Source organism: Paenibacillus jiangxiensis, assembly GCF_046098255.1.
Lineage (GTDB): Bacteria > Bacillota > Bacilli > Paenibacillales > Paenibacillaceae > Paenibacillus > Paenibacillus jiagnxiensis.
This window is the reverse complement of sequence record NZ_JBJURI010000011.1, coordinates 61,059-78,107: the sequence shown is the minus strand read 5'-3', so window position 1 is coordinate 78,107 and position 17,049 is coordinate 61,059. Positions and strand designations below refer to the sequence as shown.

The following is a 17,049-nucleotide window of genomic DNA, read 5'->3' as shown; positions in this document are numbered from 1 at the left end:
GGAAGAGATGAGAAAACATAAATGGACAAGTGTCTTGTCAACGCTGCTGATCGCGATGGTGGTGTTGACGGCTTGCGGCGGAAATGCTTCGACTCCTGATGCGACGAAGGATAATGGCAGTGCGGCGGAGACTGGCGCCAAAACGCTGACGATTGCGAACGGCACAGACATTGAAAGCTTCGACCCGCACAACAATAACAATACGGCCAGCGAAGCGGTGCTGGTCAACGTATTTGACTATCTGCTGAAAAATGACGGCGGGAAAGACAAAGCTCCCGGACTCGCCACCTCGTGGGAGCAGGTGAACGACACGACCTGGCAGTTCAAGCTGCGCGAAGGCGTGGCATTTCATAACGGAGACCCGTTCACCGCAGAGGACGTGAAATTTACGATTGAACGGGTGGCCAATGACAGCTCCTTGAAGCAGCACTCTTATTTTAAAAATATTGTGGAAGTGAAGGCCGTGGACGAGCATACGGTGGATATCGTCACAGACGGGCCCGACCCGCTGCTGCTGAACCGGCTGTCGAAGATGGGGGCGGGAATTTTACCAGCCAAATATATTCAGGAGAACGGCATGGAAGCTTTCCTGAAGCAGCCGGTAGGTACGGGGCCATACAAATTTAGCAAATGGCTCAAGGACGACCGGGTGGAGCTGGTCAAGAACGACAGCTACTTCGGCGGACAGCCGAAATGGGATAGCGTCGTGTTCCGCGTCATTCCTGAAGCATCGACCCGCGTATCCGAGCTGCTGGCCGGCGGCGTGGATATCATCTCGGGTGTTCCATCCACGGACATTGAGCGAATTGAGAGCACGGAAGGGAAACAAATTGTCAAAACGCCGACCCAGCGTGTGCTGCAGCTGATCTTGCGTCAGACCGAAGGCGCCGCGACCGCCGATCCGAAGGTGAGGAAAGCCATCGACCTTGCGATCGACAAGCAGGGCATTGTGGACAGCATTGCCGGGGGGGCGGGCATTGTGACCCGGACCTCTGTAACACCGGGTAATTTCGGAGCTGATCCTTCCCTGTACGAACAGACATTGTATGACCAGGAGAAAGCCAAGCAGCTGCTGAAAGAAGCCGGCTTCACGTCCGGCGGTCCGGAGCTGACTCTTTCCGTATCTTCTCAATATAAGGAACAGGCCGAAGTGGTGGCCGCCATGCTGGATCAGACCGGCTTCAAAATCAATCTGGATGTGCTGGAGCCAAGTGCATTCAGCGAGCGTTACAGCTCCAAATCGTTTAAAGAATTGTATATGATCGGGATCGGCAACTCGCTGTTCGATGCCTCCAACAACTACAACCGCTATCTGTTCGAAGAAGCGAAAGGAGAGACGGATTACAATAATCCGGAGGTGGAGAAGCTGCTGCAATCGGCTTTGGTCAATATGGATTCTGCTGCCCGGGAAAAAGAGTACCAGCAGGTACAGCAAATCTTGGCGGAAGAACGCCCGGCGGTGTATTTGTATCAAATGGAAGGGGTATACGGTACGGATGCCCGCGTAAACTTCCAGCCGCGCAGTGACGAATTGCTCTTTGCCGAGGAAATCACGCCTGCAGCTGAATAACTGCGCCTGCAGCATGATGTGACTAAAAGCGGAGCAGAAACGGCGGGGACTTCGAACTCGGGTTCCCGCCGTCTTTTGTTTGGAGGAGCCGCGGTATGCTAATAACCCGCCGGGGTCTGCCTGTGATGGTAATGGAGGTGAGTACAGCTTGGGAAAATATATCGTCAAATCGCTGCTGCAGGTCATCCCCGTCCTGCTGATCGTCTCCCTGATTGTTTTTATTCTGGTCAGGGTAACCGGCGATCCCGTCGCGCTCATGCTGCCGGAGACGGCTACCGCAGAGGACCGCGCGGTGCTTACGCAGGCGCTGGGGCTGGATCAGCCCTTATATACGCAATATTTAAAATTTCTGGGGAGCGCACTCCAAGGGGATTTTGGCAACTCGTTCCGCTATGGCGAATCAGCGCTGCCGCTGGTGCTGGAACGGCTGCCGGCCAGCTTCGAACTGGCCGCTGCAGCCATGCTGTTCGCGGTGCTGATGGCGGTGCCGCTGGGCGTAGCCTCAGCCGTTAAACGCAATACGTTACTGGATCTGGTCATTTCGGGCCTGTCGGTTATCGGCAAGGCGATGCCTAATTTCTGGATGGGAATAATGCTGATTTTGTTGTTTTCTGTAATGCTGGGTGTGCTGCCGGTGTCCGGCCGGGGCGGATTTGCTCATCTGATTCTGCCTGCGTTTACCCTTGGGGTAGGGCTCGCTGCGCAAATGACCCGGCTGATTCGCTCCAGTATGCTGGATATTCTGAATCAAGATTTTATCCGCACCGCCCGCGGCAAAGGCATCAGCGAACTGCTGGTGATCGGCAAGCACGCCTTCAGGACCGGACTGATTCCCGTAGTCACCATTATGGGCCTGCAATTTATGAGCCTGATCGGCGGAACGCTGATCACCGAGACCGTGTTTGCGTGGCCAGGCCTGGGTCAATTGCTGGTCGTTGCGGTCAATACGCATGATATGGCGATCGTGCAGGCATCGGTGTTTGTGATCGCTTTTATTGTGGTCGTCACCAACATCTTGACGGACGTGGCGTACCGGCTGCTTGATCCGCGTATCAAATACAACTAGGGGTGTGGCAGCAATGAATGAAAGTGCAATTCAGGCTGTAGTTCCGGAAGGGCCGGTGCAGGAAGGACCGGGGCATTCGGGTCCGGAGCAAGAGCGTAAACGGGCAGGGTTTCGGGTCATTTTGAAACGGCTGCTGCGAAGCAAGACCGGAACGGTCGGCGCGGTGCTGGTGCTGATCGTGTGCCTGACGGCGCTGTTCGCGCCACTCCTGACCAGCCATGATCCGGCTGCTGTCGATCCGCTGAATCGTCTGAAACCCCCGGTGTGGCTTGAAGGTGGGACCAAAGAACACTGGCTCGGCACCGACAATCTGGGCCGGGACATGTGGAGCCGGATCGTCTACGGTTCGAGAGTTTCGCTGATCGTGGGCATTGGCGCAGTACTGGTGTCGGGGGCCATCGGCGCGGTGCTTGGTCTCATGTCGGGCTTTTACGGCAGATGGATCGACGCCGTTATTATGCGGGTAGCCGACAGTTTTATGGCCATTCCGACGATCCTGTTCATGCTGGTCGTAATGGCGGTGGTCGGGCCTGGCCTGACGACGTTGATTTTTGTGATCGGCGTGACAAATTGGGTGTCTTACACAAGGGTAGTGCGCGGAGAAGTCCTGAGTGTCAAGGAGCGGGATTTCGTCAAAGCGGCCAAAGCAGTCGGGGCGAGAGACGGGCGAATTATTCTGAAGCATATTTTGCCGAACATTCTGTCTTCATTTATCGTAATTTCCGGCATGAATGTAGCAACGACGATTATTATGGAAGCCTCGCTCAGTTTTTTGGGGCTGGGCATCAAGCCGCCGGACGTTTCCTGGGGAGGAATGCTCAGCGACGGCAGACAATATGTGGCGACAAGCTGGTGGGTGGCGACGTTCCCGGGGCTGGCGATTACGTTGACCGTGCTGGGCGTTATTTTTCTGGGAGATTGGCTGCGCGACGTCCTGGACCCCCGCATGAAAAGCAAAGCATAAAGGCCATGAAGAAAGGGGGCTGGGAGCCTTATGACCGCGGAATTACTCGAGGTAAACAATCTGAAAACTTCGTTCAAAACGGAGAAAGGGATGATTCCCTCCGTACGTGGCGTCAGTTTTACCGTAAGCCGGGGCGAGACATTGGCTATCGTCGGGGAGTCCGGATCGGGCAAAAGCGTAACGTCCCTGTCGATCATGGGGCTGATCGGGGCGCCGGGAAAGGTCACGGATGGTGAAATTCGCTTCGAGGGCCAGAACCTGCTGGGGTTGTCCAAAAAAGGACTGCGCAGCATTCGCGGCAATGAAATTGCGATGATTTACCAGGAACCGATGAGCTCGCTGAATCCTGTGTTCACGGTCGGCAACCAGGTGCGCGAGGCGATTCTTCAACATTTGAAGGTGAGTAAAACGGATGCGGCGCGCCTAAGCATCGAGATGCTTGAGCGGGTAGGTATTCCGGATGCGGCCAAAGTGGCGCGAAGCTTTCCGCATCAGCTGTCGGGGGGCATGCGGCAGCGGGTCATGATTGCCATGGCGCTTGCCTGCCGGCCGAAGCTGCTGATTGCCGACGAACCGACGACAGCGCTGGACGTGACGATTCAGGCGCAAATTTTGCAATTGATCGCGGAGCTGAGCCGTGAAGAGAACACTGGCGTCATCCTGATTACGCATGATCTGGGTGTGGTGGCGGAAATGGCTGACCGGGTGGCTGTGATGTATGCCGGTGAAATCGTTGAAGAGGCGGACGTGTTCGACTTGTTTGCGAGGCCGGGACATCCGTACACGATCGGACTTCTGGGTTCACTGCCCCGACTGGATGAGCAGAAGGACAAGCTGGATTCCATTCCGGGTACTGTGCCGGATATGTTCAATATGCCGGACGGCTGCCCGTTTCGTCCGCGCTGCCCGTATGCTCAGGAGCAATGTGCGAAGGAATATCCCGAATTGCGCGTGAAGCAGACGGGTCATAAAGTCAGGTGCCTGCGGATGGAGGAGGTGTCGCCATGAGTAAAGCCGGAGCGGACGGACTATCTGCGGAAATGACGGCAGGGCTGTCCGAAGCGGAGATCGGGCAGGCTGCAAACGCACAGGAGGAATCGGAGCGCCGATACGTAACGAATGAACCTCCGCTGCTTGAAGTGAGCGGGCTGAAGAAGTATTATCCCCTGAACAAGGGCTGGTTCTTTAAAAAAAGCGGCTCCGTCAAAGCCGTTGACGGCGTAAGCTTTCGGGTCATGCCTGGCGAAACGCTCGGGATCGTCGGTGAGTCGGGCTGCGGTAAATCGACAACCGGACAGCTGATTACCCGGCTGCAAATGCCGACGGAAGGCAGGATTGTCTTTCAGGGTCGGGATTTGAACGAGCTGTCGGAGGAAGAAATCCGCAAAGCGCGGAGGGACTTGCAGTTTGTGTTTCAGGATCCGTTTTCGTCGCTGAACCCGCGCATGAAGATATTCGATATAGTGGCCGAACCGCTTCAGGTGCATGGTTTGGCCAAAGGAGAGGCGCTCAAGAACGAAGTTTACCGGCTGCTGGAGACCGTCGGTCTCGGAGCGCATCTGGCGGATCGCCATCCGCACGAATTCAGCGGCGGACAGCGCCAGCGAATCGGGATTGCCCGCGCCCTGGCGATGAAGCCGAAGCTCATCGTCTGTGATGAGCCGGTATCCGCGCTGGACGTATCGATTCAGGCCCAGATTCTCAATTTGCTGAAGGATCTGCAGCAGCAGTTTCAACTGACTTACATTTTTATCGCCCACGGCCTGCCTACAGTCAAGCATATCAGCGACCGTATCGCGGTTATGTATCTGGGTAAAATTGTCGAGCTGGCCGGGCGCGATGAATTATTCGCCAATCCGCGGCATCCATATACAGAGGCGCTGCTGGAGGCGGTGCCCGTGCCCGATCCGACGCTGCGCCGGGAGCGGATTTTGCTGACCGGGGAGATTCCGGGTCCATCGAATCCGCCTTCCGGCTGCGTTTTCCATCCGCGTTGCCCTTATGCGCAGGAGATTTGCCGGACGCAGGCGCCGCTTCTGACGGAGCATGGCGCAGGGCATTTCGCGGCCTGCCATTTCCCATTAAGCGGCTTAAAATAGAGTTCAAAGATGACTTTTTGAACTACCTTTTAGAGAAAGGGAGAGATCAGAATGGATAAACGGCCGATAATGCCGGACGATTTGTACGGATACCAGTGGGTCAGCCAGCCGTCGGTCAGCCCGCATGGCAGGGTGGCTTACGTGAATCAAGCGGTAGACCGGGAAAAGAACGACTACACGACGCATATTCGCGCTGTCGCGCTGGACGGAAGCGACGACCAGCGTTTGACCGGCGGTGACCAGGACTCCGCGCCGTCCTGGTCACCGGATGGGGGACGGCTCGCTTTTCTGCGCGTATCCGAAGGGATAAAGCAGCTGTATACCGTTCCGGCGGAAGGAGAATCGGCGCCGTCGCGACCGGCCGTGCAGCTTACCTCATTAGCACGGGGAGTGAGCGCCTTCGTATGGTCGCCGGACGGTCAGCATATCGCTTTTACGAGCCGGGTTCACGCAGACGAGGAGTGTGAGCCGGCTGGCTTGCGGGGCCGGATTTTTGAGCGGACCACCCCCAAAGCGGAAGGCACTGGGTGGTGGGACGGGTTGTACAGCCAATTATTTGTGGCGAACCTGGAGAACGGCCGGATTACGCAGGTAACTTCCGGTCCCTGGGATGTTTCCGCTCCGGTCTGGTCGCCGGACGGCGGAGCCTTATCGTTCGTCTCGAAGCGGGTCACGGATGAGGGACAGGATGCTGATTTGCTGCATTTTGCCGATGTGTACACTGTGAAGCTTGACGGCGGCGAACCGCTAAAAATCACGTCGTCCGATCTGTTGATCAGCCAGTTTGCCTACTCGCCGGACGGTCAGCAGCTCCTGATCATCGCCAGCGACCGCGCATACGGCAGCGGCAGCCATAACCGGCTGTATAGGGTAGCCGCCACGGGAGGTGCGCCGGAGCCACTCGCTCCTGGGCTGGACATGCAAATCGGCAACGCTGCACTTGGTGATATGAAATCGGCGGGGGCAAGCGTATCCCCAGTATATGATCCCCGCAATCCGCAGCTTGGGGTATACGTGCTCGGCACCCATCAGGGCAGTGTGCACGTATACCGGATCGACGGAACGGGCAACTGCGCGGCGGTGACGGGCGGCGGCGAAAAGGATGTATATCAATATACGTTATCTCCCGACGGCCGCCATATTGTGATTACCGCTTTGACGGCCGGGCGGCCGGGTGAATTGTACCGGGTGGATATCCAGACCGGAGAGGAGCTGCGGCTCACGCGGCGCAACGATGAGTTGCTGGCCGGGCTTGAGGTTCGTGTGCCGGAACGGATCGCGTTTAAGGCTTCGGACGGGATTGACATTCATGGCTGGCTGCTGAGGCCCGCCGGATTGAGCAAAAGTGCGAAGGTTCCGCTCATTTTGCAAATTCACGGAGGGCCGCATGCGATGTACACCGGTGTGTTCAGCCATGAAATGCAAACCCTTGCCGCACAGGGTTATGCCGTGTTGTGGGTGAACCCGCGTGGAAGCATGGGCTACGGGCAGGACTTTGCCAAGGCTTGCCGCGCTGATTTCGGCGGCGGAGACTGCCGGGATTTGCTGGAGGCCGTTGATTATGCGCTTGCCGAATTCGACTTCGTCGACGAGACGCGGCTCGGGATTGGCGGCGGGAGCTACGGCGGCGTCATGACCAACTGGATCGTCGCCCATACGAACCGCTTCCGGGCAGCCGTTACACAGCGCTGCATTTCCAATTGGCTGTCCTTGTACGGAACGAGCGATATCGGAATCTCGTATGTCGAAGGGGTGATCGGAGGCAATCCGCAGGAACACGCAGAGCTGCTCTGGTCCAAATCGCCGCTGGCCCATGCCCATCGGATCGACACGCCGCTGCTCATTTTGCATGGCGAAAATGATTACCGTACCCCGGTCTCCCAGGCCGAGGAGCTGTATACCGCTCTGAAGCGGTACGGAAAAACGACAAGGCTTATCCGCTATCCCGGCTCCAACCATTCTCTGTTGAAAAGCGGGAAGCCCTCGCTGCGCGTCGATAGCTTCGAACAGGTGAACGCGTGGTACGGGCAATTTTTGTGAGAGGAAGTGCTCTAAAATGAGCAATGTGCAGTTGTCCATTCCCGTAGCGATGCTTGTGGAAAATGCTTTGACCAGCGGCGAGCCGATAGAGGCGATTATTGCATGTATGCGGAGCGGTGACTTTTCTCCTTTGCTGGGCAAGGTCAAGGATCCGGCGATGGATTTTGCGGAAAGGCTGCAGACGGCGGAAGAGATCGGCGATGATTGGGAGAAAGCCCTCCGTGAGGGTTATGAATTTAAATTTTTGCACATTAACGGGCTGAAAAGGCTGCTGGCTTTCCGCTTCGGGAAGGAGGCAGACCGCGACTATATACAGGAGGGCTTGTCGCTGCGTCGGCTGAAGCTTGGGCCTCAGGATGCAGAAACGCTTCGTGCGCTGATTGGCCGGCAGTGGCGGGTATTTGAAGAAGAGGCACATAGAGAAGTGGGAATAGAGTTGAAGTACAAGTGATAAATTGGCTTTAAGGGGTAAAGCGAGTATTCATTACTTAACAGGCGAACCGGTAATGGTCGTCTGTTTTTTTCTATTCATAATTTCATGACTTAAGAAAGTGGGAGTCAGGCATGTACGCTAATTTTGGAATAGAATATTTTTATGGAAATAGATAAAAAAATACAATTTATTTATAATGCCTTAAAACATTAAAATAAATATAAGGAAAACGTCTATCGACGTACCTTCAAAGAAGCCAGACCGCGTTTAGCTGGAGTTTTTCTTGCGATTGCAGAATTGCTCAGCTTCGCTGAGAACTTCAAATTCTGTAATCTAATAAAAGCTGAAATAATCAGAGGTTTGTTATGCTCAAATATGTCTTGATTTTAGGTTTTGCTTTTCAAATCATATTAAATATGTCGCGGCCGGCCTTGTCGCTGTACGCTTCGTTTTTGGGAGCTACTCCGTTTTCCGTGGGTGTTTTAACCGCATGTTATGCGGTGCTGCCGCTTTTTCTGGCTATACGTGCCGGAAAGATTGCGGACGCGATTGGGGACAGGTTGCCTGTTTTCTTCGGAATGTCCTCGCTGGGAATGGCGATGCTTTTACCCTGGCTGTTTCCTTACTTATGGTCTTTGTTTGCTTCTCAGTTGTTAACTGGGCTTGCCAGTGTGTTTATCGCAGTATCCTTGCAAAATGTACTGGGGAAACATGCTCCAGAGGGCAGGAGGGATGAATATTACAGCCATTTTAGTACAGTGAACTCCTTGGCAGCGGTAGCGGGTCCAATTACTGCCGGTTATCTTCTTGAGCATACGACGTATTCCTTTGTTTTTGCCGCAGCCTCGATTGTTGCAGCAAGCACATTTCTTTTTAGTCTTCAATTGCCGGGAACAAGAAACCGAACTGCCTCATCCAATATAAAGCTGTCCGAATCGTTAGGTCTGCTCAAATCAAAGCCGCTGCGTAAAGCTTTAATTGGCAATGCTCTGGCTCTATATTCGCGAGACATATTCACGGCATATTTTCCTTTATATGCGGTCAGTCATGGGATATCCGCTTCCGTCATAGGCTGGATTTTATCCATACAAGGGATTGCGATGGTCGTTGTTCGCTTTGTTTTGCCGAGGTTAATCCGCATGTACAATCATCAGCTTGTTTTGATAGGTTCCGTAGTTGCGGCTGGAATTGCATTTGTGGGTGTGGCCATATCCGAACATTATTTATGGATGGGCTTCTGGAGTGTTGTGATGGGTTTTGGCCTGGGGTGCGGACAGCCGATCTCCATGACGGTCGCATACAATTCTTCGCCTAAATCCCGAACGGGTGAGGTGCTGGGGCTGCGTCTCGCGGCGAATCGGCTGTCGCAGCTTGCCGCTCCGCTGTTCTTTGGATTTATTGGAGCTTCGTTGGGATTGCTGTCCGTTTTTTATGTCAGTGGCGCCTTCTTGTTAGGGGGCTCCTGGCTGATCCGGCAGGAGAAAGAGCCAGCAGATGAAGGAACGCCTTTATCGGGGTAGGCATGAGAGTAAGAAGCTCTTCTAAAATTATTTTTCCAGTGGAGGGATAGGATGAAAGAGCAAAATGATGAGATGGAAAGCCTGCATACTGTGCCGCATTCTGCGGGGACCAACGTCCCTTCCATAGCAATTCCGGATCATGCATGTGATTGCCACCATCATATATATGATCCACTACGTTTCCCATACAATCCTGAAGATAAGCGCGGACAACCTTCGTCCACAGTACAATATTATCGAAAACTCCAAACCCGGCTGGGCACGACTCGAAATGTCATTGTAACTCCATCAGCCTATGGAACCGATAACCGCTGCACCTTAGACGCACTGTTGCAGATGGGTTCCAATTCGCGGGCGGTAGTTGTGGTAGATTCAAGTGTAACGGAAGCGGAGCTTTCCAATATGCACGACTTCGGTGTAAGAGGAATCAGGTTCAATATCAGCACAGGAGCACCCAAGGATTTTGCGCTAATACAATCTCTGGCTGAAAGGATAGCGGATTTCGGCTGGCACATTCAATTTTGGATGAAAGCTGATGATACGGTTGAGATGAGCGAGCTGCTGAATAAGCTTGCATGTCCAATCGTTTTTGATCACTTGGGCGGGATTCCTTTGTCTGTTGGAATAAGGCATCCGGCATGCAAGATCATGTGCAGTTTAATGGAGCAGGGAAAAGCTTGGGTGAAGCTTTCCGGATTGTATCATCTTTCTCTGGAAGGACCACCCTATTATTCAGATACGCTGCCTTTAGCAGCGGCTTTCATTGAAACAGCTCCGGAACGTGTCATTTGGGGAAGTGATTGGCCGCATCCAAGTATGTATTCTGCAGGCAAACCGATGCCCAATGACGCCGATCTGATAGAGTTGTTGGCTGTGCAGTCGTCTAATCAAGAGATATTTTATAAAATATTGGTTGATAATCCAGCCCGATTATATAATTTTAAATGATACCCCAAAAATAAAAGACTTTCCGCAGCGTTTTCTGGTGGAAAGCCTTTATTATTCAGTCACTGGTGTTCAAATAAATAACTAAGCTTTTAGCTTGGAAAGCATACTGTCCAAATAATCCAAAGTTGCTTGACGGTCTCCGCTGATTCTCTTCTCCCGTTCCTCATCCTTCTTTAACTTTTCTTTGGCAGACTGCACGACCTCTGCCTCCCTGCTTTGCGGAATGACCAATACACCGTCCGCATCACCCACAATAATATCCCCTGGATTTACAGATACACCGCCGCATGAGATCGGAACATTAACCTCTCCCATCCCCAGTTTCCCGCCTGCAGCAACGGTAGTTCCCCTGCTGAAAACCGGATAATCCAGCTGGCGAATTCCCTCGATATCCCGGTTCACACCATCTACCACAATAGCTTGTATCCCCAGAGTTTTAGCCATTCCTACTACAAAATCACCTGCAATTGCCCGATAGGTATCCCCTTTTGCATCAATGACAAGGATGTCACCCGGTTTGGCCTCACGTATTCCCTTCAACACCATGAGATTATCTCCGGCAGGCATTTTCACGGTAAATGCCCTTCCGGCAATTCTGTAATCGTCCTGTAAAGGCTTGATCGCAGAGTCCATGTTGTTCATACCATCCATCGCATCGGACAGGCATGTCGTAGGCAAATCTTTTAATTTCTGTAAGATATCTGTCATCGTGTTACCTCCTCAATTAAAATAAATAACCTTGAATTATAGTTTACTTCAGCAGGAAGGACCATCTGAAATTTAAATTATTTATGTTGTTCAATAAAAACTTTCTATATGAAGCAGTACAAAACAGAAATAAAAAAAATCTATGATCAATGATCAAAAGTAAATATTTTATGTATTTTTTAAGTTTTACTATATTAGGACTAAGAAAAATTCTACACAGCGAAAGGAAATGATCCTATGACGACTTACAAATTAGGTGCCCTGTACGGAGATGGTATCGGGCCGGAGATTACGCAATCCACGATTGACATTTTGAAAGCGGCTTCTCAAAAAGCCGGTGCAGATATAGAATGCGTTACCCTGCCCATGGGCTGGGGAGGCATTGAAGAATACGGAGATCCGATCCCACAGTACACCAAGGATGAACTGGAGAAGCTGCACGGCTGGATCATGGGACCCCACGACTCCGCCGCTTATCCGGAGCAGCATAAAGCCAATCGTAATCCGAGCGGCGAGCTTCGCCACTACTTCGATCTCTACTCCAACGTTCGTCCAGCCAAGAACATGGCCGGCATCAAGGGCGTGGTGGAAGACACCGACCTGGTCATTTTTCGTGAGAACACGGAGGGATTTTACTGTGACCGCAACATGTACGTAGGCACCGGCGAATGGCAGATCACCGAGGATGTCGTCGTTTCCACCGGCGTTTTCACCCGCAAAGCGGCGGAGCGCATTGCTCATGAAGCCTTCCGCATGGCCATGCAGCGCCGCAAAAAGGTCACGATCGTGCATAAAGCGAACGTGATCAAGCTGGGCACCGGCCTGTTCAAGAACGTCTGCCTTGAGGTCGCCAAGCAGTACCCGGAAGTGCAGGTGGACGACTACCATATCGATGCCATGACGGCTCACCTGGTGCGCCGGGCGAAAGACTTTGACGTCATTGTCACCGAGAACATGTTCGGAGACATCCTCTCGGATTTAACGGGCGAGCTTGTGGGCAGCCTGGGATTGGCTCCATCCATCAATACCAACGACAAGCTGGCGATGGCACAAGCGGCGCACGGCTCAGCACCGGATATCGCGGGTCAAAATATTGCCAACCCGGTAGGCATTATCTTGTCCACCGTCATGCTGATGGAATGGCTGAGCGCACGCCACAACGATGAGAAGCTGAAAACGGTCGGCGAGCTGATGGAAAAAGCCGTGTTCAAGACGATGGAAGAAGGTGTGAAGACACGGGATCTGAAAGGATCGGCTTCCACCACCGAATTTACGGCTGCTATTGTCGCCAATATAGGCAGGCTGTAATCCAGCGGATCCGGCACAACGCCGGATCTTCTCATTCAGCAGCTGCTTGAAAGGGGGTAGACCATGAATTTAAAGCAACAGTTAAGCCAAGTTGGGCGTTATCTGCTGGACCATGAATTAGCCTGGGGCACATCAGGAAACATGAGTGCTCGTATCGATGAAGAACACATGCTGATCACCGCATCCGGAACTTTCATGGGAGATTTAAATGAGAATGATTTTGTGATTACCCATATCCCGACAGGAACCTATGAAGAGGCACGTAAAGCATCGAAAGAAACGCCGTTTCATACCGGAATATACCGGCGGCGTCCTGATGTCGGAGCCATTTTGCACTCATCGCCATTTTACAGCACGTTGATTGCTTGCAGTGATACACCACTTCTCTCGGAGCTGTTTATTGAGACCATGTATTATTTGGAGCATGTCGCCTATGTGGATTATTACCATCCTGGAACTCAGGAGCTCGGAGATGCCATTGCGGAACAATCGGAAAAAGCCAACGTGATCATCATGCGCAACCATGGGGTAGTGGTATTTGATGATCATTTAACGGAAGCCAGAATGCGGCTCGAAACGCTGGAAATGGCCAGCAGGATGATGATTCAGGCTCAGGCTGCGGGCATTAAACTGAACAAAATTTCTGATCAAGTGGTTCAGAGTTTTCTGGAGGACTCCAGGTACAAACCACGGAAGCGTCTTGGCGGCAAATGATAACCTGAGAATTCAAGGGAGGGATGGACATGAGCAAACGGGTAGGTTTGGTGCATGCCACGTTAAATTCGGTGCAGCCCATGACAGAAGCTTTTCGCCAATACGCACCCACGATGCAGGCGCTGAATTTTTTGGATGAAGGCCTGATTACAGAGTTAAATGCTGCAGGCAAGGTCACACGGCCTTTGATCCGGAGGTTCATCCGTTTGGTTGAGAAAGCAGAGGAGGCTGGAGTGCACGGAGTGCTTTTAAGCTGTTCAAGCTTCACGCCATATACTTCCCTGGTTAGCCAGTTATTTGATTTCCCCATTGTTAGCGTTGATTTTGCCATGCTCGAAGAGGCTGTACAGACTGGCACGAAGATTGGTGTCATTGCCACGGTAGTGACCGCTGCACCGATTACCAAGCAAATACTTGAAGAGATTGCAGAAGAGAAGAACAAGCCGGTTGAGATTTATACCGAAACGCTGACAGATGCCTTTTCAGCGCTGCAAAACGGGGAAGAGCAGCACCATAATCAAATCATTCGCAGCAAAGTGGAGGAAATGTCCCGGAATTGCGATGTCGTCGTTCTCGCGCAGATATCCATGGCCAGAGCTATGGAAGGATACACTCCGCCGGGAAAGCCGGTATTGACCAGTCCGGAAAGCAGTATCCGCTCTTTATTGGGGCAGTTGGCGGATTAGGAGCAAAGCGAAAGGAGTTGCAGCTATGATCGGAGTTGTAGCGGATGACACAACCGGGGCGAACGATATCGGCCTGATGTTCAACAATAATCATTATGCCGTTAAAGTAGTTACTTTTGATGAAGTGGAGCAGCCGAGCGCGGATCAGGCGGATGTGCTAGTTATCGACACAGACAGCAGGCTGGATACACCGGAACTGAGTTACGAAAAAGTGTTTAAGGCCACACGCCAGCTTCAGCAGCTTGGATGTAAAACTTATTTTAACAAAACCTGCTCCGTGTTTCGGGGCAATGTAGGCCGAGAACTGGATGCCATGATGGATGTGCTGCAAGAAGATTTTGCAGCTGTAATACTGGCTTTTCCAAAGAATGGGCGTCAAACAAGTCATGGAATCCATACCGTTCATGGGAAGCGTCTGGAAGAATCCGAGTTTGCCAAGGACCCGGTACATCCCACCCTGGAATCGGATATCGTCAAAGTTCTGCAATCCCAGACAGAGCGCAAAGTGTCCTTAATTCCGATTGAAAAGGTTAGAGAAGGCGCAGTTTCGTTAAGAGCTGCCGTCGCTGCCGCGAAAAGGTCCAGTAATTATTGCATCATCGACGCAGAAACGCAGGCTGATTTGTTTATGGTTGCAGGTGCTGTTCATGATTTGCCTGTTTTATGCGGCAGCTCCGCCATTGCGGAAGAGCTTCCCAAGTACTGGGGGCCAAGAAATTCTCCGAATCCCATGAATCATAAGGATATGACCGATTCCAATGGAGTATTTATCGTGTCCGGAAGTCTGACTCCTCAGACCAAGGCTCAAACCGCTTACATGATTGAAAAGGGAATAGACCATATTATTCTGGACTCCCGAAATTTTTTCCATTCTGGCAGGCAGTCCGAAGAAATTGAACGTGCGGTTACACTGGCGTCAGATTTCATTCAAACGGGCAAAGATGTCCTGGTCATGGCAGACAATAATCCGGACGTAGTAAAGGAAACCAAAGAAATAGGACAGAGTCATCATCTGGATCCTCTATCTGTCAGCAAAACCATTTCCGATGTATTGGCAGTCGTAACCCAGAAAGTGCTGAAGCAGACGGGCTACAAACGTTTAATTGTTGCAGGCGGCGATACTTCAGGAACGGTGTGCCGGAAATTGGGGATAAAAGGGAACTATATTGTCGAGGAAATCGAGACAGGTCTGCCTTCAGGGCTTGCCATCGGTGCAGAGTTACTGATTGTACTCAAGTCCGGAAGCTTTGGAACCCCTGAATTTTTAGAGCGTGCTGTTCAGTATCTTAAAGAAATCTCGTCTAAGTGATGCAGCTATAGACACCACCCAGCCTGAATTACAGGGTGGTTTCTTGGTCAAGTTTATTTGTAAGCGTTAACATTTGGAAGGAGATGAACCATGTTAGTTTTATTAGGATTATTAACACTGCTTGTTTTTACGGTCTTGGTCATGAGCAAGCGCATGATCGCATTCACCGCTATTATCGTTGTTCCCATTATTGTTGCTATTATAGGCGGTTATGGAGCACAGCTTGGAGATCTGATGATTGATGGCGTAGAATCTGTAGCCAAAACGGCTGTGCTTCTGCTGTTCGCAGTTCTCTACTTTGGAATCATGATGGATTCAGGTTTATTTGATCCGCTAAGTAATAAACTGTTAAAAATAGCCAAGGGGGACCCGGCCAAGATAGCTGTAGGAACCGGCATATTGGCCTTGCTTTGCGCTCTGGATGGGGATGGAACGACAACCTACATGATTGTATGCTCTGCCATGCTGCCCGTGTATCGCAAGATCGGAATGAATCCGCTAGTCCTTGCCACAGTAGCCATCATGTCACTCGGGATTGTTGCAGGCATGACGCCTTGGGGAGGATCAGCTACACGCGCTATCAGTGTGCTGGGGCTGGATGCAGGTGATTACTTTACTCCGTTTATTCCTACGATGCTGCTCAGCGCCTTGTGGATTCTTCTGACAGCCTATGTTTTAGGCAGGATCGAACGCAAACGGATAGGGATATTAACTATTGAACCCGACTCCGAATCAGAGGCTGGAGAGAAGACCGCCAAAAGCACCTGGAAGCTGTGGTTTAACCTGTTCCTGACCATTGCTCTGATGGCTGTGCTTATTGCGGATATTATACCTTTGTCTACCTTGTTTATGATTGCGTTTGTCATCGCGCTTTTGGTCAATTTTCCGAATCTGGAGGATCAGAAGAAAGTTTTGAAAGAGCACGGCAGCAATGCTATACCGGTCGTCAGCTTAGTGCTGGGGGCAGGCATCTTTACAGGCATTTTATCAGGTACGAAAATGGTTGACGCCATGGCTGGCGAATTAGTTGCCTGGATTCCTCAATCCATGAGTCCTTTCTTTACCGTTATTGTTGCCATCATTGGTATTCCATTGAGCTTCTTTATGTCCAACGATGCCTACTTCTTCGGGGTGGTCCCTGTTTTGGCGCAAACGGCGGAACAGTATGGGTTCCATCCGATTGATGTAGCAAGAGCGTCTGTAGTCGGTCAGGCCGTGCATCTGCTCGGACCTACATCGGCACCTCTATGGGTACTGATCGAGTTAATCCGGTCTGATTTGGGCAAACTGCAAAAATATTCATTTATACCGATTCTCATCGCCTCATTGGCCATGCTTGCTTTCGCGGTCATTACCGGAGCAATCTCCATTAGATAAATCCTGATGCCCGCACTAAATTAAAAAGCGAAGGGAGAAGGTAAGCATGAAAAGAAGAATAACGGGCGCGATTGTAGAGGTCAATCATACCGCGAATCAGTTTAAATCCAGTATTGTGCTGCTGGTGGACGGCAAACATATTGATGTTAAAAGCATGCTTGGATTGAGCATCACCCTCTTTCAGGACGACGAGTTCAAGCTGGAAATCCACGGACCAGACGAAAAAGAAGCCAAGAAAGCGATGCTTGATGTGTTTGCTAAAAATGGCCTTCGTGTAGAGCTCATATAAATGTAAGAAAAAAAGGGC

The 17,049-nt window shown here is 51.7% G+C and carries 16 protein-coding genes; 15 read left to right on the top strand and 1 reads right to left on the bottom strand.

Annotated features, from left to right (window positions below; all coding sequences use genetic code 11):
- Positions 1-7: 7 nt before the first annotated feature.
- From ACI1P2_RS12580 to ACI1P2_RS12540, 9 genes are all read left to right on the top strand, one after another.
- A complete protein-coding gene (locus tag ACI1P2_RS12580) occupies positions 8-1,570 on the top strand; it encodes an ABC transporter substrate-binding protein (RefSeq protein WP_355320200.1) in 1,563 nt (520 codons plus the stop codon).
- Positions 1,571-1,718: 148 nt separating this feature from the next.
- Positions 1,719-2,636, top strand: a complete 918-nt coding sequence (locus ACI1P2_RS12575; protein WP_355320199.1) for an ABC transporter permease — start codon at positions 1,719-1,721, stop codon at positions 2,634-2,636.
- Between the two features lie 13 nt (positions 2,637-2,649).
- Entirely contained in the window at positions 2,650-3,600 is a 951-nt protein-coding gene (locus tag ACI1P2_RS12570; protein ID WP_355320198.1) for an ABC transporter permease, read from the top strand.
- A 30-nt stretch (positions 3,601-3,630) separates the two neighbouring features.
- The gene (locus ACI1P2_RS12565; RefSeq protein WP_355320197.1) at positions 3,631-4,608 is read left to right on the top strand and encodes an ABC transporter ATP-binding protein; all 978 of its coding nucleotides are present in this window, start codon (positions 3,631-3,633) and stop codon (positions 4,606-4,608) included.
- Positions 4,605-5,699 (top strand): ABC transporter ATP-binding protein, encoded by a 1,095-nt coding sequence (locus tag ACI1P2_RS12560; RefSeq protein WP_355320196.1) that lies wholly within the window; start codon positions 4,605-4,607, stop codon positions 5,697-5,699. Before ACI1P2_RS12565 ends, ACI1P2_RS12560 begins: the two co-directional genes overlap by 4 nt.
- Before the next feature lie 51 nt (positions 5,700-5,750).
- The gene (locus ACI1P2_RS12555) at positions 5,751-7,739 is read left to right on the top strand and encodes a S9 family peptidase (protein ID WP_355320195.1); all 1,989 of its coding nucleotides are present in this window, start codon (positions 5,751-5,753) and stop codon (positions 7,737-7,739) included.
- A gap of 16 nt (positions 7,740-7,755) precedes the next feature.
- Complete coding sequence (locus ACI1P2_RS12550) at positions 7,756-8,190, top strand: hypothetical protein (RefSeq protein WP_355320194.1); 435 nt, start codon at positions 7,756-7,758, stop codon at positions 8,188-8,190.
- 347 nt (positions 8,191-8,537) lie between these two features.
- Complete coding sequence (locus tag ACI1P2_RS12545) at positions 8,538-9,692, top strand: MFS transporter (protein ID WP_355320193.1); 1,155 nt, start codon at positions 8,538-8,540, stop codon at positions 9,690-9,692.
- A gap of 51 nt (positions 9,693-9,743) precedes the next feature.
- Positions 9,744-10,640, top strand: coding sequence for an amidohydrolase family protein (locus ACI1P2_RS12540; protein ID WP_355320192.1), 897 nt, complete (start codon positions 9,744-9,746; stop codon positions 10,638-10,640).
- Between the two features lie 81 nt (positions 10,641-10,721).
- On the opposite strand, the gene ACI1P2_RS12535 is transcribed toward ACI1P2_RS12540, so the two are convergent.
- Positions 10,722-11,348 carry an RraA family protein gene (locus tag ACI1P2_RS12535; protein ID WP_355320191.1) on the bottom strand — a complete coding sequence of 209 codons (627 nt, stop codon included), beginning with the start codon at positions 11,346-11,348 and terminating at the stop codon, positions 10,722-10,724.
- Between the two features lie 237 nt (positions 11,349-11,585).
- Between ACI1P2_RS12535 and ACI1P2_RS12530 the strand changes: the two genes are divergently transcribed.
- From ACI1P2_RS12530 to ACI1P2_RS12505, 6 genes are all read left to right on the top strand, one after another.
- A complete protein-coding gene (locus ACI1P2_RS12530; RefSeq protein ID WP_355320190.1) occupies positions 11,586-12,656 on the top strand; it encodes an isocitrate/isopropylmalate dehydrogenase family protein in 1,071 nt (356 codons plus the stop codon).
- Between the two features lie 63 nt (positions 12,657-12,719).
- Positions 12,720-13,370, top strand: coding sequence for a class II aldolase/adducin family protein (locus tag ACI1P2_RS12525; RefSeq protein WP_355320189.1), 651 nt, complete (start codon positions 12,720-12,722; stop codon positions 13,368-13,370).
- 29 nt (positions 13,371-13,399) lie between these two features.
- Positions 13,400-14,056, top strand: a complete 657-nt coding sequence (locus ACI1P2_RS12520) for an aspartate/glutamate racemase family protein (protein WP_355320188.1) — start codon at positions 13,400-13,402, stop codon at positions 14,054-14,056.
- A 25-nt stretch (positions 14,057-14,081) separates the two neighbouring features.
- On the top strand, positions 14,082-15,365 hold the full coding sequence (locus ACI1P2_RS12515; protein WP_355320187.1) for a four-carbon acid sugar kinase family protein: 1,284 nt from the start codon (positions 14,082-14,084) through the stop codon (positions 15,363-15,365).
- A 90-nt stretch (positions 15,366-15,455) separates the two neighbouring features.
- Positions 15,456-16,742 (top strand): CitMHS family transporter, encoded by a 1,287-nt coding sequence (locus ACI1P2_RS12510; RefSeq protein WP_355320186.1) that lies wholly within the window; start codon positions 15,456-15,458, stop codon positions 16,740-16,742.
- A gap of 46 nt (positions 16,743-16,788) precedes the next feature.
- Positions 16,789-17,031 carry an HPr family phosphocarrier protein gene (locus ACI1P2_RS12505; RefSeq protein ID WP_355320185.1) on the top strand — a complete coding sequence of 81 codons (243 nt, stop codon included), beginning with the start codon at positions 16,789-16,791 and terminating at the stop codon, positions 17,029-17,031.
- Positions 17,032-17,049 lie beyond the last annotated feature (18 nt).